22 protein-coding genes and 4 tRNA genes are annotated in these 20,730 nt (G+C 65.8%); 11 read left to right on the forward strand and 15 right to left on the reverse strand.

Annotated elements, in window-relative coordinates:
- The 3 genes from N878_RS04725 to N878_RS04735 form a co-directional block, all read left to right on the forward strand.
- Positions 1-508: PAS domain-containing sensor histidine kinase (locus N878_RS04725; RefSeq protein ID WP_021442538.1), on the forward strand; the 508-nt coding region annotated here is incomplete at its 5' end.
- The gene (locus N878_RS04730) at positions 505-1,131 is read left to right on the forward strand and encodes a response regulator transcription factor (RefSeq protein ID WP_021442539.1); all 627 of its coding nucleotides are present in this window, start codon (positions 505-507) and stop codon (positions 1,129-1,131) included. The genes N878_RS04725 and N878_RS04730, both read left to right, overlap by 4 nt.
- A gap of 98 nt (positions 1,132-1,229) precedes the next feature.
- The gene (locus N878_RS04735; RefSeq protein ID WP_021442540.1) at positions 1,230-1,718 is read left to right on the forward strand and encodes a heme-binding protein; all 489 of its coding nucleotides are present in this window, start codon (positions 1,230-1,232) and stop codon (positions 1,716-1,718) included.
- A 108-nt stretch (positions 1,719-1,826) separates the two neighbouring features.
- Here the strand turns inward: N878_RS04735 and N878_RS04740 are convergent, their stop codons facing one another.
- The 6 genes from N878_RS04740 to N878_RS04765 are packed head-to-tail and all read right to left on the reverse strand — an operon-like array spanning position 1,827 to position 8,207.
- Positions 1,827-2,774: a D-2-hydroxyacid dehydrogenase family protein gene (locus tag N878_RS04740; RefSeq protein ID WP_021442541.1), complete on the reverse strand. Its 948-nt coding sequence runs from the start codon at positions 2,772-2,774 to the stop codon at positions 1,827-1,829.
- A 22-nt stretch (positions 2,775-2,796) separates the two neighbouring features.
- Positions 2,797-4,308, reverse strand: a complete 1,512-nt coding sequence (locus tag N878_RS04745) for a tripartite tricarboxylate transporter permease (protein WP_021442542.1) — start codon at positions 4,306-4,308, stop codon at positions 2,797-2,799.
- A 4-nt stretch (positions 4,309-4,312) separates the two neighbouring features.
- A complete protein-coding gene (locus N878_RS04750) occupies positions 4,313-4,765 on the reverse strand; it encodes a tripartite tricarboxylate transporter TctB family protein (protein ID WP_021442543.1) in 453 nt (150 codons plus the stop codon).
- Positions 4,766-4,817: 52 nt separating this feature from the next.
- The gene (locus N878_RS04755; RefSeq protein WP_021442544.1) at positions 4,818-5,798 is read right to left on the reverse strand and encodes a tripartite tricarboxylate transporter substrate binding protein; all 981 of its coding nucleotides are present in this window, start codon (positions 5,796-5,798) and stop codon (positions 4,818-4,820) included.
- A gap of 42 nt (positions 5,799-5,840) precedes the next feature.
- Complete coding sequence (locus N878_RS04760; RefSeq protein WP_021442545.1) at positions 5,841-7,091, reverse strand: OprD family porin; 1,251 nt, start codon at positions 7,089-7,091, stop codon at positions 5,841-5,843.
- A gap of 39 nt (positions 7,092-7,130) precedes the next feature.
- Positions 7,131-8,207, reverse strand: a complete 1,077-nt coding sequence (locus N878_RS04765; RefSeq protein ID WP_031302762.1) for a 4-oxalomesaconate tautomerase — start codon at positions 8,205-8,207, stop codon at positions 7,131-7,133.
- Between the two features lie 212 nt (positions 8,208-8,419).
- Between N878_RS04765 and N878_RS04770 the strand changes: the two genes are divergently transcribed.
- A complete protein-coding gene (locus N878_RS04770; RefSeq protein ID WP_021442547.1) occupies positions 8,420-9,343 on the forward strand; it encodes a LysR family transcriptional regulator in 924 nt (307 codons plus the stop codon).
- Between the two features lie 207 nt (positions 9,344-9,550).
- Here N878_RS04770 and N878_RS04775 read toward each other — a convergent pair.
- The 7 genes from N878_RS04775 to N878_RS04805 form a co-directional block, all read right to left on the reverse strand.
- A tRNA-Leu gene (locus tag N878_RS04775) sits at positions 9,551-9,637 on the reverse strand.
- A 121-nt stretch (positions 9,638-9,758) separates the two neighbouring features.
- Positions 9,759-9,832 (reverse strand) — tRNA-Cys (locus N878_RS04780).
- Between the two features lie 38 nt (positions 9,833-9,870).
- A tRNA-Gly gene (locus tag N878_RS04785) sits at positions 9,871-9,946 on the reverse strand.
- A gap of 67 nt (positions 9,947-10,013) precedes the next feature.
- Positions 10,014-10,574: a CDP-diacylglycerol--glycerol-3-phosphate 3-phosphatidyltransferase gene (gene pgsA / locus N878_RS04790; protein ID WP_021442548.1), complete on the reverse strand. Its 561-nt coding sequence runs from the start codon at positions 10,572-10,574 to the stop codon at positions 10,014-10,016.
- A gap of 33 nt (positions 10,575-10,607) precedes the next feature.
- A complete protein-coding gene (gene uvrC, locus N878_RS04795) occupies positions 10,608-12,431 on the reverse strand; it encodes an excinuclease ABC subunit UvrC (RefSeq protein WP_021442549.1) in 1,824 nt (607 codons plus the stop codon).
- Positions 12,432-12,433: 2 nt separating this feature from the next.
- A complete protein-coding gene (gene uvrY, locus N878_RS04800; RefSeq protein ID WP_031302763.1) occupies positions 12,434-13,078 on the reverse strand; it encodes a UvrY/SirA/GacA family response regulator transcription factor in 645 nt (214 codons plus the stop codon).
- A gap of 159 nt (positions 13,079-13,237) precedes the next feature.
- A tRNA-Ser gene (locus N878_RS04805) sits at positions 13,238-13,325 on the reverse strand.
- Positions 13,326-13,455: 130 nt separating this feature from the next.
- Between N878_RS04805 and N878_RS04810 the strand changes: the two genes are divergently transcribed.
- From N878_RS04810 to N878_RS04840, 7 genes are all read left to right on the forward strand, one after another.
- Positions 13,456-14,124: a Bax inhibitor-1/YccA family protein gene (locus N878_RS04810; protein ID WP_021442551.1), complete on the forward strand. Its 669-nt coding sequence runs from the start codon at positions 13,456-13,458 to the stop codon at positions 14,122-14,124.
- Positions 14,125-14,279: 155 nt separating this feature from the next.
- On the forward strand, positions 14,280-14,672 hold the full coding sequence (gene tusD, locus N878_RS04815) for a sulfurtransferase complex subunit TusD (protein ID WP_021442552.1): 393 nt from the start codon (positions 14,280-14,282) through the stop codon (positions 14,670-14,672).
- A complete protein-coding gene (gene tusC / locus N878_RS04820) occupies positions 14,672-15,031 on the forward strand; it encodes a sulfurtransferase complex subunit TusC (RefSeq protein WP_021442553.1) in 360 nt (119 codons plus the stop codon). Before tusD ends, tusC begins: the two co-directional genes overlap by 1 nt.
- Positions 15,031-15,330, forward strand: coding sequence for a sulfurtransferase complex subunit TusB (tusB, locus tag N878_RS04825; protein ID WP_021442554.1), 300 nt, complete (start codon positions 15,031-15,033; stop codon positions 15,328-15,330). Before tusC ends, tusB begins: the two co-directional genes overlap by 1 nt.
- The gene (locus tag N878_RS04830; protein ID WP_021442555.1) at positions 15,327-15,662 is read left to right on the forward strand and encodes a TusE/DsrC/DsvC family sulfur relay protein; all 336 of its coding nucleotides are present in this window, start codon (positions 15,327-15,329) and stop codon (positions 15,660-15,662) included. The genes tusB and N878_RS04830 overlap by 4 nt, the downstream gene beginning before the upstream one ends.
- A complete protein-coding gene (locus tag N878_RS04835) occupies positions 15,659-16,642 on the forward strand; it encodes a glycosyl transferase family protein (RefSeq protein ID WP_021442556.1) in 984 nt (327 codons plus the stop codon). The genes N878_RS04830 and N878_RS04835 overlap by 4 nt, the downstream gene beginning before the upstream one ends.
- 85 nt (positions 16,643-16,727) lie before the next feature.
- Positions 16,728-17,726 (forward strand): glutathione S-transferase family protein, encoded by a 999-nt coding sequence (locus N878_RS04840; protein ID WP_021442557.1) that lies wholly within the window; start codon positions 16,728-16,730, stop codon positions 17,724-17,726.
- A 148-nt stretch (positions 17,727-17,874) separates the two neighbouring features.
- Here the strand turns inward: N878_RS04840 and cysG are convergent, their stop codons facing one another.
- Positions 17,875-19,263: a siroheme synthase CysG gene (gene cysG / locus N878_RS04845; RefSeq protein WP_021442558.1), complete on the reverse strand. Its 1,389-nt coding sequence runs from the start codon at positions 19,261-19,263 to the stop codon at positions 17,875-17,877.
- Positions 19,264-19,394: 131 nt separating this feature from the next.
- Positions 19,395-20,675 carry a serine--tRNA ligase gene (serS, locus tag N878_RS04850; RefSeq protein ID WP_021442559.1) on the reverse strand — a complete coding sequence of 427 codons (1,281 nt, stop codon included), beginning with the start codon at positions 20,673-20,675 and terminating at the stop codon, positions 19,395-19,397.
- Positions 20,676-20,730: the final 55 nt, after the last annotated feature.

Raw genomic sequence — 20,730 nt, forward strand, 5'->3', positions numbered from 1 at the left:
CATCAGCCGCATGCGCGGGCTGGTGCAGCCCTGCGCGCCCTCCCCGCGCGCGGCGGTAGACCCCGATGCCCTGGCGGCTTCGCTGCTGTTCCTGCGCGAAGAGGAGCTGAGCCGCCGCGGCATCCGCCTCAGCTGGCACAACGCGAGCCCCGGCGCCCGCCCGCTGGGCGACCGGGTGGCACTCGAACAGATCCTGCACAACCTGGTGCAGAACGCTGTCGATGCCCTGGCCGACTGGCCCGCCTCCCGCGTCATCGCCCTGAGCGGCGGCCGCGACGGCATGGAATACCGGTTCGAAGTCAGCGATAACGGCCCCGGCATCCCCGACGAAGCGCTGCCGCGGCTGTTCGAGCCCTTCTACACCACCCGCGCCCAGGGCATGGGGCTGGGCCTGGCGCTGTGCGAAACCCTCGCCGGCGCCATGGACAGCCGGATCACGGCGCGCAACCTCGACCCGGCGGGCGCCTGTTTCACCCTGCGCCTGCCTATCGCCGGAGCCGCTGCATGAGCCTGCCCGACCATTCCCCGCTGGTCCATCTGGTCGACGACGATGACGCCGTGCGCGAGGCCCTGGCGCTGTTGCTGCGCAGCGTCGGCTTGCGCAGCGAGGGCCATGGCGACCCTCAGGCCTTCCTCGCCTCGCTGTCGCCGCACGCGATCGGCTGCGTGGTGCTCGACATCCGCATGCCCGGCATCGGCGGACTGGACGTGCTGGCCAGGCTGGCGGAGCTGTCCGACCTGCCGGTGGTGATGCTCACCGGTCACGCCAACGTCGACCTGTGCCGCCGCGCCTTCAAGGGCGGAGCCATGGAGTTCCTGCAGAAACCGGTGGATGACGACGTGTTCCTCGACGCCGTGCAGGCCGCCGTGCGCAGCCATATCGCCAGCCGCGAGCGCCTGGCACTGACCCAGGCGGCCGTCGAACGGCTGGCGCGCCTCTCCGGGCGCGAGCATGAGGTGCTGGAGCGTATCGTCCAGGGCATGAGCAACAAGGAAATCGCCCGCGAACTCGATCTGTCGCCACGCACCGTGGAGACCCACCGGGCCCACGTCTTCGACAAGCTCGCGGCCGACTCGCTGGCGCAGCTGATCCGCCAGTACGCCGGCCTGCTGGACGCGCCGCCTCCGTAGCACTACGGAGCCCCGGGCGTAGTCGAGCGAATACCCCGGCTGACTGGCGCTGGTCACACTGACGACTCCTCACCTCGATCCACGACAAGGAGTTAGCCATGCCCCGTTTTTCGCTCGCCGCCCTGTTCTGCGCCCTGACGTGCGCCGGCGCCGCCAATGCCGCCGTGCTGCAGGAACGCAACCTCTCCAGCGCCGACGCCCAGCAACTGGCGGCCGCCACGGTCGCCGCCTGCCAGGCCAAGGGCTACAACGTCAGTGCCGCGGTGGTGGACCGCGCCGGTCTGCTCAAGGCCTTCACCCGCGCCGACAACGCCGGCCCGCACACCATCGAGGCCAGCCGTGCCAAGGCCTTCACCGCCGCGTCGGCGAAGACGCCGACCCTGGCCATCATGGAAAACGCGCAGAAGCACCCGGGCGCCGCCAACCTCACCGACATCCCCGGCTTCATCCTGCTGGGCGGCGGCGTCCCGGTGAAAGCCGGCGACAACGTGATCGGCGCGATCGGCGTGGCCGGTGCCCCGGGCGGCCACCTGGACGCCCAGTGCGCCGACGAAGTCCTGGCCGCCAACGCGGCCCTGTTCCAGTAAGCGAAGGTTGCCCCGACGCGGCGCAGGCGCGCCTGCAGCCTGCCGCAGTGTTGGGCAGGCTGCAGCACTGGCGAGAAGATCGCGAAAATGGCCAGTGCTAACTGGGGCTCAACAAAGCCCTGCGGGCTGCTCTCGCAATAACGCCCGAACATTGGCAAAGGCTTCGCCGAAGTAGGCCTCGTAGCTGTGCCGCTCGACGTAACCGAGATGCGGGGTGCAGAGCACGCGCGGGTGCCTCAGCAGCGGATGGTCAACCTGCAGGATCGGCTCCTGCTCGAACACATCCAGCGCGGCCTGCCCCGGCCGGCCGCGATCCAGCGCCTCGAGCAGTGCCCCGGGTGCGATCAGCTCGGCGCGGCTGGTGTTGACCAGCAGGGCGTCGGGCTTCATCCGCGCCAGGTCGGCGGCGCCCACGCAATGCCGGGTTGCCGGCAGCAGGCGCAGATGCAGGCTGAGCACGTCGGCCTGCTCGAAGAAGGCCTCACGCGTCGGCGCGGCCTCATGGCCATCGGCTACAGCGGCCTGGCGCGAGGCCGCGCTGCCCCACACCAGCACGCGCATGTCGAAGGCAGCTGCATAACGCGCCAGGCGCCGGCCGATCTTGCCGTAACCCCAGATGCCCAGCGTCTGGCCATACAGACGTTGGCCCAGGTTGACCTGCCAGCGCCCGGCATACAGGCCGTTGATGGCTTCACGCAGCTGGCGCCGGGCATTGAGGATCAGCGCCCAGGTCAGCTCGGCCGCGGCGATGGGCGAACCGCTGCCCTCGGCCACGGTCACGCCGCGTTCGCGACAAGCCTGCAGATCGATATGCGGCCCGGCTCGCCCGGTCTGGCTGATCAACTTCAGGTTCGGCAGCCGCGCCAGCAGCGCGGCATCGATACGGGTGCGCTCCCGGGTCAGCACCAGCGCCTGAGCGTCGGCGAAGCGCTCGGCCAGCAGGTCCGGATCGCAGACGTGATCGTGATACACGCGGACGTCGAAGCCCTCCAGCAGGCGGAAGCAATCCAGAGACTGCACGACCCGCTGATAGTCTTCCGGTATCACCACACGCATGCGCATCCTCCTTCGACGCCAATCAGGCCAGGCTGGCGGCGGTTTGCCGGCGACGTGCGCGCCAGGCGCGCCAGAACGGCAGCAGGATCATCACCGCCACCAGGCCCCAGACCACCCAGGTGATCGGGCTGGCGAACAGGATACCGATGTCGCCGCTGGACAGGGACAGTGCCCGGCGCAGGTTCTGCTCCATCATGCCGCCCAGGATGAAGCCGAGCAGGATCGCCGACAGCGGGAAATCCAGCTTGCGCATAACGTAGCCGAAGATGCCGATGGCGATCATCAGGTACAGGTCGAAGGTCGTGGCATGCACCGCATACACCCCGATGGCGGTGATGATCGCCACCGCCGGTACCAACGCCCAGTAAGGCACGGCCAGCACCTTGGTGAAGACCTTGATCATCGGCACGTTCATGACGATCAACATGAGGTTGGCGACGAACAGCGAGGCGATCAGGCCCCAGACGATGTCCGGCTGGTTCTGGAACAGCAGCGGGCCCGGGGTAATGTTGTACAGCGTCAGGGCGCCGAGCATCACCGCGGTGGTGCCCGAACCCGGCACGCCGAGGGTCAGCATCGGCACCATGGAGCCGCAGGCTGCGGCGCTGTTGGCGGTTTCCGGCGCGGCCAGGCCACGCAGGTCGCCGTTGCCGAACTTGTTGTCCTTGACCGCCAGACGCTTCTCGCTCATGTAGGACACCGCGCTGGCCAGCGTCGCGCCGGCGCCAGGCAGCACGCCGAGGACGAAACCGACCACGCCGCTGCGCAGGTTGGTGGCCAGGACGAAGCCGCCCTCCTTCAGGCTGAACAGCATGCGCCCGCTGGCCTTGATGGCTTTCTGGCCATGGTGGGTGCGCTCGAGCAGCACCAGCAGCTCGCTGACCGAGAACAGACCCAGCACCAGCACCACGAACTGGATGCCATCGGCCAGCCCCAGGCTGCCGAAGGTAAAGCGATAGACGCCGCTGTTGGCATCGATACCCACGCACGACAGCAGCAGGCCGATCAGCGCGGCTATGGCGGTCTTCAACGGCTTGTTTCCGGCCATCCCCGCCAGACAGGTGATGGCGAACACCATCAGCACGAAGTATTCGGCAGGACCAAAGGCCACCGCCCAACTGGCCAGCAGCGGCGCGAACAACACCACACCGACCGTGGCGATCAGGCCGCCGATGAACGAACTCCAGGCCGACAGCGACAGCGCGACGCCGGCCTGGCCCTGACGTGCCAGCGGATAGCCGTCGAGGGTGGTCATCACCGCGGACGCCTCACCCGGAATGTTGAGCAGAATCGAGGAGATGCGGCCGCCGTATTCGCAGCCCAGGTATACGGCCGCGAGCAGAATCAGTGCGGTTTCCGGTGGCAGGCCGAGGGCGAAGGCCACCGGGATCAGCAGCGCCACGCCGTTGATCGGACCGAGGCCCGGCAGCAGGCCGACGACGGTGCCGATCAGGGTGCCGCACAGCGCAGTGACCAGGTTGTAGGGGCTAAGCGCCACGCCGAAGCCATGGCTGAGATAACCGAAAGTATCCATGGGTTCAGCTCTCCAGGGTTGCAAGGATGCCAAGCGGCAGCGGTACCGCGAGGGCTCTGTCGAACAGCAGGTAGAGGCCGAGGGCCAGAACGACCCCGCTGATCAGGCTTTGCAGCCAGCTACCACCGTAGAGACGCGCCATGCCGATACCGAACAGCACGCTGGCGGGGATGAAGCCGAGCGTTTCGAACAGCACTGCATAGCCGATCATCAGGCCGAGGAAGGCGAGCGCCTTGAACATCACCTCCCGGTTCAGCGGCGGTTCCTCGCCGTGGGTGTCGCTGCTCGGCTTGAGCAGCAGTTGCACGCAGCCAAAGGCGATCAGCAGCAACAGCAGCAGCGGGAAGGCCTTGGGCCCCACCGGCTCGTAGGAAAAGGATGCGCTGTAACCCCAGGCGAGGAATGCCAGGACACAGCACAGCAGCAGGGTGATCCCCGCGAAGATACGGTCATGCATGTGGATGCGCTCCAGAATGCTGCGCCGTCGGTGACGGCGCAGGAGGACTCGACTACTCGACCAGACCGAACTCGCGGCCCAGCTTGCGGTACTCCGCAACCTGGCTTTTCACCAGGGCTTCGAGCTCCGGACCGGTGACGTAGTAAGGCAGCACGTCGCGGTCGGCCAGGTAGGCCTGGAAGTCGCTGGAGGCGTTGAGCTTGGCGAAGCGCTCGCTCCACCAGGCCACGTCCTGCTCTTTCACATCCGGGCCGAGGAAGTAGCCGCGAATCAGCGGCCATTGGATCTCGTAGCCCTGCTCGCGGGCAGTCGGAATGGAGGCCAGCTCACCGCCCAGGCGCTCCTCGCTGAAGATCGCCAGGGTACGGATCTTGTTGCCCTGCTGCGCACGAATCTCGCTGGCGCTGCCGGTGACCAGATCCACGTGCCCGCCCATCAGCGCCATGTAATGCTCGGCCCCGCCCTCGAAGGCGGCATAACGCAACTCGCGCGGGTCGACGCCGGCTGCGCGGGCCAGCAAGGCGATCTTCACCCAGCCCTGGCCGCCGACACTGCCACCACCGCCGACCACGATGCTTTTCGGGTCTTTCTTCAGCGCCTTCACCACATCGTCGAGGTTCTGGTAAGGCGAATCCTCGCGCACCGCCAGGGTGCCGTAGTCGTTGCCGACGGTGGCCAGCCATTTCACCGCGTTCTCGTCGAAACGACCGTATTTGCCCAGGGCCAGGTTCAGCAGCGAGGCGCCGGAGAACGCCACCAGGGTGCCGGGCTCGGCACGGCGGTTGGCAGCGATGGAGTTGTAGGCCACGGCGCCGATGCCGCCCGGCATGTAGGTCACGCGCATGGGCGCCTTGAGCAGACCCTCGTCCTTGAATCCGGCCTGGGCCAGCTTGCAGGTCAGGTCGAAGCCGCCGCCCGGCTTGCTCGGGGCGATGCACTCCGGACGGGAAGGCTCGCCGGCGAGCACCGAACCACTGGCAAGCAAGAGGGCGAGGGAAAACGGCAGAGTACGGCGAATGGAGCAGGTGATCATGGTGAGGTTCCTCTTATTAGACTTGTATGCACAGCCGGCGCTTTACCAGAGCGGCACGATGTAACTCAGGATCAGACGATTCTCGTCCAGGTCGCGGACGAAGCTCGAACGGTAGGTGGCGTTCCTCCAGGTCACTTTGAGATTCTTCAGCGGGCCCTCGACGAAGGCGTAGGCGATATCGGTGTTGCGCTCCCACTCCCGGCCTTCGCCGACGGCCAGGTCGACCTGATCGCCGCGCACGTAGCGGGTCATGAAGGTCAGGCCGGGCACCCCGACGCGGGCGAAATCGAAGTCGTAGCGCAGCTGCCAGGAACGCTGGTCGGGGCCGGCGAAATCGTTGATCTGCAGGAAGTTGGTCAGATAGGGCGTGGCCCCGTCGACATAGGTGAAGGCGTCGTCGCCGAGCATTTTCTGGTAGGCCAGCCCCAGCGCATGGCCGGCGATGCTGTAGGTGAACATGGCGTTGATGACCTGGTTGTCGATGTCGCCCACCAGTTTCCGCCCGGCTTCGCTGTTGTTGAAGTAGCGCAGGTCGCTTTTCAGCTTGCCGTCGCCCAGCGCCAGGCCGTGCTGCAGCCCAAGGAAGTGCTGGCGATAGATGTCGCTCAGCTCGGCATAGTGATAGCTGGCCAAAAGTTGCGGTTTGATCGCGTAATCCACCCCGCCGAAGCGCAGCTCATCGCTTTCAGGGCTGGCGCCGAAGCGGCGGTTCTTGTTGTTCAGCGCCAGCTTCTCGGAGCCCGAGACGCTGCGCTGCACCACGCGGTCGATCTCGCCCAAGGTGAAAGTCGCGCGCTCGAGGTCCTTGCTCTGCAGCTGCCAGCCCTCGAATACCTGCGGCAGCAGACGCGCGTTGCTGTACTGCAGATAGGGCATCTTCGGCAGCAGGGTGCCCACGTGCAGCTGGCTCTCGGCGAAACGCGCCTTGCCGGTCACACCGAGCTTGCTGTAGTCGTCCTCGGCGCGGTTGCGGCTGTCGCGCGGCAGCAGGTCGGTGCCGCTGCGATCCGGCGAGGAGTCGAGCTTGACGCCGAGCATGCCGAGGGCGTCGAGGCCGAAACCGACCGTGCCCTGGGTGTAGCCGGACTCGAGGTTGAGGATGAAACCCTGCGCCCATTCCTCGCGCTTGTTCTGCCCGGCATCCTCGCGAAAGTCACGGTTGAGGTAGAAGTTGCGCAGCTCCAGGCTGGCCTTGCTGTCCTCGATGAAACCGGCGGCGTGAACGCTGGCGCCAGGCAGTGCCAGAACCGTGATGCCGAAGGCGGAGCAGCTTAGGGATTTTCTTCTTGTCATTGTGGTTGGCCCTAGGGGTGTGGGTGTGGTGAGGCGAAGTCAGCTGCCGGTGCGGCGCAGGCTGGGGATGTAAACCTCGCCCGAGAACAGACGGCGCGCGGTGCGTACCAGGGAGGCGCGCAGGTTCTCGGGGTTGCCGTCGGCGGCAGGCTGCAGGGAAACCTCGATCTGCCCGCCCGGATGCTCCAGGCGCACCAGCGCCTCGCCTGCAATGGGCGCGACATCCTGGGCGACGCTGCCGGGCACGGCGCAGGCCGTGGCCAGGCCGATGGCGCCGGTGGCGGCGACCGAACGGTGGCAGTTGTGCGGCATGAAATAACGCACGTTCAGCGTGCCGCCATGGCGCGCCGGGGCCAGCAGCACCGGCTTGGGAATGACCATCTGCGCAACGTCCCCCAGCCCCATAGCCAGCCCGGCCTGCAGGCGGATGCGCTCCAGGCGCTGGAGGAACGCCGTGTCGGCATCCAGCTCGGCCGGCGACTCGTAACCGGTCTTGCCCAGCGCCTCGGCATGCAGCAGCACCATGGGCATGGCCATGTCGATGCAGGTGACTTCGACACCGTCGAACAGGTCGCGCACCCGGCCGGTGGGCAGCAGGCGGCCGGTCTTGGCACCGGCGGCATTGAGGAAGGTCAGCTTGATCGGCGCAGCGCTGCCGGGTACGCCATCGATGGTGGTATCGCCGTCGTAGCGCACGCGGCCGCCCGGGGTCATCACGTCGGAATCGACGAAGGTATTGGTGTTGAGGTTGCGGATGCGCACCCGGGTCATCGGCGAGCCCGCGTTCACCAGCCCGTGCTCGATGGCGAAAGGCCCGATGGCGCAGAGCATGTTGCCGCAGTTGGGCGCGGTGTCGACCCGGCGCTGGGTCACCATGACCTGCACGAACAGGTAGTCGACATCGGCATCCGGGTGCGGCGAGCGACTGACGATCGCCACCTTGCTGGTCTGCGGACTGCCACCGCCGATACCGTCGATTTCCAGCTCGTGGCCCGAGCCCATCAGGCTGAGCAACAGCTCGTCGCGCTGCAGCGGGTCAGTGGGCAGGTGGTTGGCCAGAAAGACCGGCCCTTTCGAAGTACCGCCTCGCATGAGTACGCAAGGTACCGTCCGCATGATGCCTCCAACGCAATAAAACTAGTGATTGTTGCTTTGCGTCGATTATGGGGAACAGTACTTTCTTCTGTAAAATGCATATATTTCGATATTTATTGCATTATGCGCATTAATGCATGAGGATATTTCCTCGCTTGCCAGTCCTCAGCGCAAAGACTAGGGTTCATTGGTAATCTACAGACAAAAATACGACCGACTAATAACCAAAGCACATGAATTACGAACTTCAAGACATCCGCGCCTTCGTGAAAATCGCCGAGTTCGGCAATTTTCACGAGGCCGCCAATGCCATCCACCTGTCCCAGCCGGCGTTGACCCGGCGCATGCAGAAGCTCGAGGAAAGCCTCGGCATCCAGCTGCTGGACCGCACCACGCGCCGAGTCAGCCTGACCGCAGTAGGCCGGGATTTTCTGCCCAAGGCGCAGCGCCTGCTGGACGACTTCGAGCGCTCGATCCTCGGCATCCGCGAGCTGGCCGAGCGCCAGTCCGGCCAGGTCACCCTGGCCTGCATCCCCACGGCTGCCTTCTATTTCCTGCCGACGGTGATCCGCGCCTTCAATCAGCAGTACCCTAAGATCCGCATCCGCATCCTCGATCTCAGCGCCCATGAGGGACTGGAGGCGGTGATTCGTGGCGAGGCAGATTTCGGCATCAACATGCAGAGCGGACAGAGCGCGGAAATCGACTTCACCCCATTGGTCAATGAACCCTTCGTGCTCGCCTGCCGGCGCGACCATCCCCTGGCCAAGCAGCCGGAAGTGGCCTGGCGCGAGCTCAGCGACTACCGCCTGATCGGCGTCGGCCGTCTGAGCGGCAACCGGGTGCTGCTCGACCACGGCCTGGCCCACCTCGACTGGCGCCCGAGCTGGTTCTACGAGGTGCAGCACCTGTCGACCTCGCTGGGCATGGTCGAGGCCGGCCTGGGCATCGCCGCCCTCCCCAGCCTGGCCATGCCGGCCGAGGACCATCCGATCCTGGTCAGGCGCCCGCTGGTCGACCCGGTGATCAGCCGCACCCTGGGCCTGGTGCGCCGCCGTGGCTCGTCGCTGTCGCCGGCAGCCGAGCAGTTCGTCGAAACCCTGCTGCGGCAATGGCCCAACTACACCTCGCTGGGTATCGACAGCGAATCAAGCTGAACGCGGGCGCGCGCAACCGCTCGCGATTGCGCCGGCCAAGCAGCTACGGGCACGGCGGGCAGACAGAGCCCTGGGTCGCGTGAGGATGGTAATGAACGAGCGCTAGACAGGGAAAAGATCACGCCAGCACGATGAAGTGCGAAGCAAAACCTGAATTGCGGATCGCAGAATGTGCCCACAAATAGAACGCAAGCGCTTGATTTGAAATGGTGCCCGAAGCCGGACTCGAACCGGCATGCCATTGCTGGCGAGGGATTTTAAGTCCCCTGCGTCTACCGATTTCGCCATTCGGGCGGTAGCGCTGCGCTGAAGGGCTGGACTATATACAGCGCCTACAGCAGCCGCAAGGCATGGGGATTGCCTTGGGGTAATAAAAAAGCCTCGTAAATCATGGATCTACGAGGCTTTTTTGAATTGGAGGCTGAGGTCGGAATCGAACCGGCGTTCACGGATTTGCAATCCGGTGCATAACCACTCTGCAACTCAGCCTTAAATCAAACGAGCCGCCATGGCGACTCGTGTAAAACTGGAGCGGGAAACGAGACTCGAACTCGCGACCCCGACCTTGGCAAGGTCGTGCTCTACCAACTGAGCTATTCCCGCTTGTCTTGGTGACGGGCGCCATTCTATAGAATCGAATCGCCGCGTCAACCCTTTGATTCAAAAATACTTATTTCTTTTCCGAGGTGGTGCGCAGGTGCGGCCAGGCGGCCAGCAGGTAGTGCAACATCGACCACAGGGTCAGCACTGCGGCGATGATCAGCAGGGCATAACCGAGCAATACCCAGAAGGTGAATTGCGGCGGATTGGCCAGCAGGATCACCAGCGCCACCATCTGCGCCGCGGTTTTCCATTTACCCAGATTGGACACCGCCACATGCGCGCGCGCACCCAGTTCGGCCATCCATTCGCGCAGCGCGGAGACCACGATCTCGCGTCCGATGATGGTCGCCGCGGCCAGGGTCAGCCACAGGTTGGAGTGCTCGGCGGCCAGCAGCACCAGGGCCACCGCCACCATCAGCTTGTCCGCCACCGGGTCGAGGAAGGCGCCGAACGGCGTGCCCTGCTCCCAGCGCCGCGCCAGATAGCCGTCCAGCCAATCGGTCACGGCGGCGATGGCGAAGACTGCGCTGGCGGCCCAGTAGCTCCAGGAAAACGGCAAGTAGAACAGCAGGATGAAGACCGGGATCAGCAGAACCCGGAGCACGGTAAGCAAGTTGGGGATATTCATCGGCACAACTGGGCTGCGAGGTGAGCGGGCATTCTACTCGCTGTGCAAGGTGGCATAAATCAACTCGGCGAGCTTTTTGCTGATTCCCGGCGCCTTGGCGATTTCCTCGGCGCTGGCGCGGGACAGTTCCTGCAGGCCGCCGAAGTGGTTGAGCAGCTCGCGCCGGCGCTTCGGGCCGACGCCAGCCACCTCCTCCAGGCTCGAGGTGCGCCGCGCCTTGCCACGCCGGGCACGGTGGCCGGTGATGGCGAAACGGTGCGACTCATCGCGAATCTGCTGAATCAGATGCAGCGCCGGCGAGTTGCCCGGCAGGGTGAATTCGTGCTCGGCATCGTTCAGATAGAGCACCTCCAGCCCCGGCTTGCGCGTGGTGCCCTTGGCCACGCCGAGCAGGACCAGGTCGGGTACCGCCAGCTCCTGCAGCACCTCGCGAGCCATGGCCAGCTGGCCCTTGCCGCCATCCACCAGCAGCACGTCCGGCAGCTTGCCTTCGCCGTCCTTGAGCTTGCTGAAGCGTCGGGTCAGCGCCTGATGCATCGCCGCGTAGTCGTCGCCGGCGGTGACGCCCTCGATATTGAAGCGGCGGTAATCGGATTTGATCGGGCCTTCCGGGCCGAACACCACGCAGGACGCCACCGTCGCCTCGCCGCTGGAATGACTGATGTCGAAGCACTCCATGCGCTGCGGCGGCTCGTCCATCTGCAGCACCGCAGCCAGTGCCTCGAAGCGCTCGGCCAGGTGCTGACGATTGGCCAGGCGCGCGGCCAGCGCCTGCTCGGCATTGGTCACCGCCAGTTGCTGCCAGCGCGCACGGGTGCCGCGCACGCGGTGACTGATGCTCAGGCTGCGCCCGCGCAAGGATTCGACCGCCTCGATCAGGGTGGCGAAATCCTCGTGCTGCACGTTGACGATCAGCTCGCTCGGCAGGTCGCGCTCGACATTGCCCAGGTAGTACTGGGCGAGGAAGGCCATCAGCACGTCGCCGCCCTCCTCCTCGATCGCCACCTGAGGGAAGAAGTTCTTGCTGCCCAGCACCCGCCCACCGCGCACGCTGATCAGGTGCACGCAGGCGCCGCCGGGATTGAGCATCACCGCGATCACGTCGACGTCGCCGCTGCCGCCTTCCATGCTCTGCTGATCCTGCACCCGGCGCAGCAGGGCGATCTGGTCGCGCAGCTCGGCGGCGCGCTCGAACTCCAGGGCCATGGCGGCCTTTTCCATGCCGGCGGAAAGTTCGTCGCTCAGGGCGTTGCTGCGCCCTTCGAGGAACATCACCGAGTGGCGCACGTCCTCGGCGTATTCCTCGGGCGTGACCAGGCCGACGCAAGGCCCCTTGCAGCGCTTGATCTGATACTGCAGGCATGGCCGCGTGCGGTTCTTGTAGTAGCTGTCCTCGCACTGGCGGACGAGGAAGGTCTTCTGCAGCAGGCTGAGGCTCTCGCGGATCGCCAGCGCACTGGGATAGGGGCCGAAGTAGCGCCCCTTGGCCTTCTTGGCGCCGCGATGGATGCCCAGGCGCGGGAAGTCGCCGTCGGAGAGAAACACGTAGGGATAGGACTTATCGTCGCGCAGCAGGATGTTGTACGGCGGCCGCCATTCCTTGATCAGGGTCTGCTCGAGCAGCAGCGCCTCGGTCTCGTTGGCGGTGATGGTGGTTTCGATTTGCGCGATGCGCGCCACCAGGGCGGCGGTCTTGGGCGCCTGGCCGGTCTTGCGGAAATAGCTGGCCAGGCGTTTCTTCAGGTTCTTCGCCTTGCCGACGTAGAGCAGCTTGGCCTCGCCGTCGAACATGCGATAGACGCCGGGGCGACCGCTGCAGGTCGCCAGGAAGGCACTCGAATCGAAGGGGGCGGACATCTTCAGCTGACGGCGTCGACCATGCCGTGGCGCACCGCGAGCAGCGCCAACTCGACGTCGCTGGTGATGGAGAGCTTCTCGAAGATGCGGTAGCGGTAGGTATTGACCGTCTTCGGCGACAGGCACAGCTTGTCCGAGATGTTCTGCACCTTGTGGCAGTTGGCAATCATCAACGCGATCTGGATCTCGCGCTCGGACAGCAGGTCGAACGGCGAGCCGTTGCTCTGCGGCTGGAAGGACTTCAGTGCCAGTTGCTGGGCGATCTGCGGGTCGATGTAGCGCTGGCCGGCGAATACCAGGCGGATGGCCTGGACCATCTCCTCCAGCGCCGCGCCCTTGGTCAGGTAACCGGCGGCGCCGGCCTGCAGCAGGCGCGTGGGGAAGGGATCTTCCTCGCACACGGTGACGGCGACGACCTTGATGTCGGGATGGCTGCGCATCAGCTTGCGCGTGGCTTCCAGGCCGCCGATACCGGGCATCTTGACGTCCATCAGCACCACGTCCGGCTTGAGCTCACGCACCTTGAGCAGGGATTCTTCCCCGGTGCAGGCCTCGCCCACCACCTGCAGGCCGTCGATGTCGGCGAGCATGCGCGTAATGCCTGTGCGAACCAGATCGTGGTCGTCGACCACCAGCACCCTAATCAATCGGCCACCTCGTTGCACCTTGTCAGCCACCGCGTACGCGGTGAGGTTGAACTTGTCGGTCACCTTAGCAAAAAGCCAAGGCCTGACCTAGCTTGGCGCACGGCAGTCAAAAAGCAAGCGCCAGATAAAGATCAGAAATTGCGTCAAGGCAAAGGGAATTGGCGGAGGCGGTGAGATTCGAACTCACGGATAGTTGCCCATCGACGGTTTTCAAGACCGTTGCCTTAAACCACTCGGCCACACCTCCGCTGCAGTGCGGGCGGCAATCTTACCGGAACGCAACACACTGTCAAACTCTGCGCCTTGGCACTGCGCCGGGCTCTGCTATGATCGGGAACATTCGAATATCGGAACCCTTGTGCCACAGGAGCGTCGCCATGCAAGAGCAAGACTACGTACTCAATCACTCGCAGGCCGAGCAGCTGGAAGTCAGCCGCGTCCTGCGCAATACCTACGGCTTGCTGGCCATCACCCTAGCCTTCAGCGGCCTGGTCGCCTTCCTCAGCCAGCGCGCCAACCTGCCCTACCCGAACTTCTTCGTGGTGCTGATCGGCTTCTACGGCCTGTTCTTCCTCACCTACAAGCTGCGCGACTCGGTCTGGGGCCTGGTTTCCACCCTGGCGCTGACCGGCTTCATGGGCTACACCCTCGGGCCGATCCTCAACCGCTACCTGGGCATGGCCAACGGCGCCGAGGTGATCAGCTCGGCCTTCTCCATGACGGCGCTGGTATTCTGCGGCCTGTCCGCCTATGTGCTGACCACCCGCAAGGACATGAGCTTCCTCAGCGGCTTCATCACCGCCGGCTTCTTCGTCCTGCTCGCCGCCGTGCTGGCCAGCTTCTTCTTCCAGATCAGCGGCCTGCAACTGGCCATCAGCGCCGGCTTCGTGCTGTTCTCCTCGGTCTGCATCCTCTATCAGACCAGCGCCATCATCCATGGCGGCGAGCGCAACTACATCATGGCCACCATCAGCCTGTACGTGTCGATCTACAACCTGTTCGTCAGCCTGCTGCAGATCTTCGGCATCATGGGCGGCGACGACTGATCCTTTTCGTCCCCCTTCAAGCCCGCCTCGGCGGGCTTTTCTTTGCGCGCTTGTTGGCGCAAAGCCCGCGCCCACCAAGGCACCGTCAAGGACTCTTTGTCTGCCATACGCCCCTGGCCTTATCATTGCCGTCAGTTTGCCTCGCCGGACGCTCCATGAAATTCGCCATCGCCCTGTTCGCTGCGCCCCATCTGCCCGCCTCCCGCCGTGCCCTGCGTTTCGCCCAGGCCGCGCTGGCCGGCGGCCACGAGATCGTGCGCCTGTTCTTCTACCAGGACGGCGTGCACAGCGCGGCCAGCAACGTGGTCAGCCCGCAGGACGAGCTCGACCTGCCGCGGGAATGGCGCGAGTTCGTCAGCGAGCACGGGCTGGACGCCGTGGTGTGCATCGCCGCCGCCCTGCGCCGCGGCGTGCTCGATGCCGATGAGGCGCAGCGTTACGCACGGCCGGCGGCCAACCTGCAGGCGCCCTGGGAGCTGTCCGGCCTCGGCCAGTTGCATGAGGCGGCGCAGCAGGCCGACCGCCTGATCTGCTTCGGAGGCCAGTAATGAGCAAGTCGCTGCTGATCATCAGTCGCCAGGCGCCCTGGAGCGGCCCCGGGGCCCGCGAGGCACTGGACATCGCCCTGGCCGGCGGCGCCTTCGACCTGCCCATCGGCCTGCTGTTTCTCGACGATGGCGTGTTCCAACTGGCCGCCGGCCAACAACCGGGCACCGTGCAACAGAAGGATCTCGGTGCCAACCTGCAGGCCCTGCCGCTGTTCGGCGTGGAGGCGCTATATGCCAGCGCCCGCAGCCTGAGCGAGCGCGGCCTCGACGATGCCGAGTTGCAGCTCGCGGTGCAGCGCCTGGACGACGGCGCACTGACCAGCCTACTCGACCGCTACGACCAGGTGATCACCCTCTGATGGCCACCCTGCATATCCTCTCTCACTCGCCCTTCGCCGACAGCCGCCTGGTCAGCTGCCTGCGCCTGCTCGGCGCGAACGATGCCCTGCTGCTCACCGGCGATGCGCTCTACGCGCTGCAGCCAAACACCGCCAACCTGCAGGCGCTGCAACTGCTGCCGACCGGCATCGCCCTCTATGCGCTGGACGAAGACCTCGCTGCCCGCGGCCTGACGGCGCCCGAACGGGTGCAGGCGGTGGATTACCCCGGTTTCGTCGAACTGTGCAGCCGTTACGCCAAGGTCAACAGCTGGTTATGAACGTCCTGAACCTCGACGGCCGTGAAATCGCCCTGGACAAGGACGGCTACCTGGTCGACCTGCAGGACTGGTCCGAGCCGGTCGCCGAGGCCCTGGCCGCGGCCGAAGACCTGCCACTGAGCGCCGAGCACTGGGAGATTCTCCAGCTGCTGCGCGCCTTCTACGCCGAATTCCAGCTGTCGCCGGCCAACCGCCCGCTGATCAAGTACGTGGCCCTCAAGCTGGGTCCGGACAAGGGCAACAGCCTGCACCTCAACCGCCTGTTCAAGGGCACCCCAGCCAAGCTGGCGGCCAAGCTCGCCGGCCTGCCGAAACCGACCAATTGCCTATGAACCTGATCACTCCCGCCGAACACCCCTTCGCCCAGTTCGTGCGCATCCTCGGCAAGGGCAAGCGCGGCGCGCGCAGCCTGACCCGCGAGGAAGCCCGCGAGGCCATGGGACTGCTGCTCGACGGCAAGGCCGAGGACACTCAGCTGGGCGCCTTCCTCATGCTGCTGCGGCACAAGGAGGAAAGCGCCGAGGAACTGGCCGGCTTCACCGAGGCGGTGCGTGCGCGCCTGGCAACGCCTGCCATCGATGTCGATCTGGACTGGCCGAGCTACGCCGGCAAGAAGCGGCATCTGCCCTGGTACCTGCTGGCGGCCAAGGCGCTGGCCGCCAGCGGCGTGCGCATCTTCCTGCATGGCGGTGGCGCGCATACCGCCGGCCGTCTGTACTGCGAGCAGTTGCTGCAGCCACTGGGGATTCCCCTGTGCCGCGACTGGTCGGCGGTGGACGCCGCCCTGCAACAGCACCGCCTCGCCTACAGCCACCTGGGCGACTGGATGCCAACGCTGCAGCGCATGATCGACCTGCGCAACACCCTCGGCCTGCGCTCGCCGATTCATTCCCTGGCACGTGTGCTCAATCCGCTCGGCGCACGCTGCGGCCTGCAGAGCATCTTCCATCCCGGCTACCAGGCGGTGCACCGCGAGGCCAGCCAGCTGCTCGGCGATCACGCCATAGTGATCAAGGGCGAAGGCGGCGAGATCGAGGTCAATCCCGATGCCGTCTGCCACCTCTATGGCACGCAGGACGGCCAGGCCTGGGACGAGGAATGGCCGGCGCTGTCGGCGCAGCGCCACGTCAAACCGGAAAGCCTGCAGCCCGAACAGCTGCTCGCCTTCTGGCGCGGCGAGCGCGAAGAGGCTTACGCCCGTCTGGCGGTGATCGCCACCATGGCTCTGGCCCTGCGCGGCCTGGGGCTGCCGCGCGAGCAGGCGTTCGCCGAAGCCGAGCGGCGCTGGAGCCGCCGCCTCCAATCGAACTGATCGAAGGGTTCAACCGGCTTTTTCCACCTTTCCATCGAGCCTCTGGCGCTAGACTCCAGATTCATTCGAAACGGAGGAAGTCGCGATGGGCTTGTTGATCGATGGACGCTGGCACGACCAGTGGTACGACACCGGGGACAGCGGCCGCTTCCAGCGCGAGAACGCCCAGCGCCGCCACTGGATCACCGCCGACGGCAGTGCCGGGCCGAGCGGCGACGGCGGCTTCAAGGCCGAGGCCGGACGCTACCACCTCTACGTGTCGCTGGCCTGCCCCTGGGCCCACCGCACGCTGATCCTGCGCAAGCTCAAAGGGCTGGAGCCACTGATCGAGGTTTCGGTGGTCGGCTGGCTGATGCGCGAGCATGGCTGGACCTTCGACCGCGCCTTCGGCTCCAGCGGCGACCGCCTCGATGACCTGCGCTACCTGCACCAGCGCTACACCGCCGACGACCCGCACTACAGCGGCCGGGTCACGGTGCCGGCGCTGTGGGACAGGCACACCGGCGGCATCGTCAGCAACGAATCGGCGGAGATTATCCGCATGTTCAACTCGGCCTTCGATGAGCTGACCGGCAATCGCCTGGATTTCTATCCCGAAGCGCTGCGCGAGCGCATCGACCAGCTCAACGAGCGCATCTACCCGGCGGTGAACAACGGTGTCTACCGTGCCGGCTTCGCCACCACTCAGGAGGCCTACGAGGAGGCTTTCGACGAGCTGTTCGCCGCCCTCGACGAGTTGGAGGCGCTACTGGCCGAGCAACGCTACCTGGCCGGTGTGTACCTGACCGAAGCCGATATCCGCCTGTTCACCACGCTGATCCGCTTCGATGCCGTCTACCACGGGCATTTCAAGTGCAACCTGCGGCGCCTCGAGGACTATCCGAACCTGTCCAACTGGCTGCGCGAACTCTACCAGTGGCCAGGGATCGCCGAGACGGTGGACTTCACCCATATCAAGTCGCACTACTACGCCAGTCACGCCAGCATCAACCCGACCGGGGTGATTCCGAAGGGGCCGAAGCTGGACTTCAATCACCCCCATGATCGCCAACGCTTGCCGGGCAAGGGCGTGTTCCAGCGCTAGGAATAGGCTGATTCGCGGCTGAAGCCGCCCCCGGGAGAAGCCACCATCCGGCAGGGTGGATCGCGCTTTATCGAGTCACCGTGACAGGAGTAAGGGTGGATGCAGAAGATCTCATCCACCCTGGGTGCTGAGCACAAACGCACTCCGCTCAGACGTCGCTCTGCGCCCCTTCGAACCAGGCCAACTTGTCGCGCAACTGCACCACCTCGCCGACTATCACCAGGGTCGGCGCATGCACCTCATGCTCGGCCACCAACTGCGGCAGGCTTGCCAGGGTACCGGTGAACACCCGCTGGTTCTGCGTGGTGCCCTGCTGGATCAGCGCCGCTGGGGTGGTGGGCGCGCGGCCATGGGCGATCAGTTGCTCGCAGATGCCGGCCAGCCCCACCAGCCCCATGTAGAACACCAGAGTCTGGTTGGGCGCCACCAGATCCTGCCAGGCCAGGTCGCTGCTGCCGTCCTTGAGGTGGCCGGTGACGAAGCGCACCGACTGCGCATGGTCGCGATGGGTCAGCGGGATACCGGCGTAGGCCGCGCAGCCGGAGGCGGCGGTGATACCCGGCACCACCTGGAAGGGAATGCCCTCGGCGGCCAGCTGCTCGATCTCCTCGCCGCCGCGGCCGAAGATGAAGGGATCGCCGCCCTTCAGGCGCAGCACCCGCTTGCCCTGGCGGGCCAGGTCGATGAGTAGCTGGTTGATCTGCTCCTGCGGCACGGCGTGGTCGGCGCGGCGCTTGCCGACGTAGATGCGCTCGGCGTCGCGCCGGCACAGCTCGATGATGGCCGGCGCCACCAGGCGGTCGTAGAGCACCACATCGGCCTGCTGCATCAGGCGCAGGGCGCGGAAGGTCAACAGGTCGGGATCGCCCGGACCGGCGCCGACCAGGTACACCTCGCCCAGCGCCCGCGGTGCGGCGCCAGCCAGACGCGCTTCGAGCAGACGCTCGCCCTCCTCCGGCTTGCCGGCGAACACGCTTTCGGCCACCTGGCCCTGGAAGACGTCCTCCCAGAACACACGGCGCTGCTGCACATCGGGGAACAGCTGCTTGACCCGCTCGCGAAAGCGCTTGCCCAGGTTGGCCAGCTGGCCATAGGTGGCCGGAATCCAGGTCTCGATCTTGGCGCGGATCAGCCGCGCCAGCACCGGCGCGTCGCCGCCGCTGCTGACCGCGACTATCAGCGGCGAGCGGTCGACGATGGCCGGGAAGATCACGCTGCACAGTGCCGGCGCGTCCACCACGTTGACCGGAATCCCCAACGCCTGGGCCTGCACGGAAATCTGCGCGTTGAGCGGCTCGTCGTCGGTGGCGGCGATCACCAGGGCCACGCCCTGCAGGTCGCTGGCCTGGTAGCCACGCAGGAAAATGCCGGCCGGGCCGGCCAATTCCTGCAGCTCGCTGCGGATCTCCGGCGCAACGACGCGCAGACGGGCGCCGGCGTCGCTCAGCAGGCGCGCCTTGCGCAGGGCGACTTCGCCACCGCCGATCACCAGCACCGGGCGATCCTGCAACTTGTGGAACAGCGGAAGGAATTGCATCAGATCAGCCTCGTAAGAGGTAGTAAGGCGAGCTTAGTAGGGGGCGCCATGCGCACCCTACGCGCGACGATCATCGTCCGGCATTCCGCCTAAAAAACGGGGTGGCCGCGCCACCCCTATTCTGCACCGGCTCAGCCGATCACTTCGATGCCGCCCATATAGGGCTTGAGCACCTCGGGCACGCGGATGCTGCCGTCGGCCTGCTGGTAGTTCTCCAGCACGGCCACCAGGGTACGCCCCACCGCCAGCCCGGAGCCGTTGAGGGTGTGTACCAGCTCCGGCTTGCCGGTTTCCGGGTTGCGGTAGCGCGCCTGCATGCGGCGGGCCTGGAAGTCGCCGCAGTTGGAGCAGGAGGAAATCTCGCGGTATTTGTCCTGGCTCGGCACCCAGACTTCCAGGTCGTAGGTCTTCACCGCGGAGAACCCCATGTCGCCGGTGCACAGGGCCAGCTTGCGGTATGGCAGCTCGAGCAGTTGCAGCACGCGCTCGGCGTTGGCGGTCATGCCTTCCAGCGCCTCGAAGGACTTGCTCGGCTCGACGATCTGCACCATCTCCACCTTGTCGAACTGGTGCTGGCGGATCATGCCGCGGGTATCGCGACCGGAGGCGCCCGCCTCGCTGCGGAAGCAGGGGGTGTGGGCGACGAACTTCAGCGGCAGCTGCTTGGCGTCGAGGATCTCGCCGGCGACGATATTGGTCAGCGACACCTCGGCGGTGGGGATCAGGTAGAAGTCCGCCTCGCCTTCGCGGGCGATCTTGAACAGGTCTTCCTCGAACTTCGGCAGCTGGCCGGTGCCCTGCAGGGCCGGGGCCTGCACCAGGTACGGGGTGTAGGCCTCCTCATAGCCGTGCTCGCCGGTATGCAGGTTGATCATGAACTGCGCCAGGGCGCGATGCAGACGGGCGATGGGGCCGCGCAGCAGGGCGAAACGGGCGCCGGAGAGCTTGGCGGCGGTCTCGAAATCCAGCCAGCCGTGCTGCTCGCCGAGGGCGACGTGATCCTTGACCGCGAAATCGAAGCTGCGCGGGGTGCCCCAGCACGATACTTCGACGTTGCCGTCCTCGTCTTCGCCGACCGGCACCGACTCGTGCGGCAGGTTGGGAATGTTCAGCAGCAGGTTGTCCAGCTCGTTCTGGATGGCATCGAGTTCACGCTTGCCCGCTTCCAGGTCACTGCCCAGCTGGTCTACTTCGGCCAGCAGCGGCGCGATGTCCTCGCCGCGCGCCTTGGCCTGGCCGATGGCCTTGGAACGGCTGTTACGCTCGGCCTGCAGTTGCTCGGTGCGCACCTGCACCGACTTGCGCTGACTCTCCAGGGCCTCGAAGCGGGCGACGTCGAGGACGAAGCCTCGCGTGGCGAGGCGCTCGGCGATTTCGGTGAGTTGCGTGCGGACAAGTTTGGAATCGAGCATGTTCGGGTCTCAAGACAACGGCGAAATGGTGGTGGCCAGCAGTGTGGCGCGGGTT

The organism is Pseudomonas sp. EGD-AK9 (genome assembly GCF_000465935.2).
Classification (GTDB): Bacteria; Pseudomonadota; Gammaproteobacteria; order Pseudomonadales; family Pseudomonadaceae; genus Aquipseudomonas.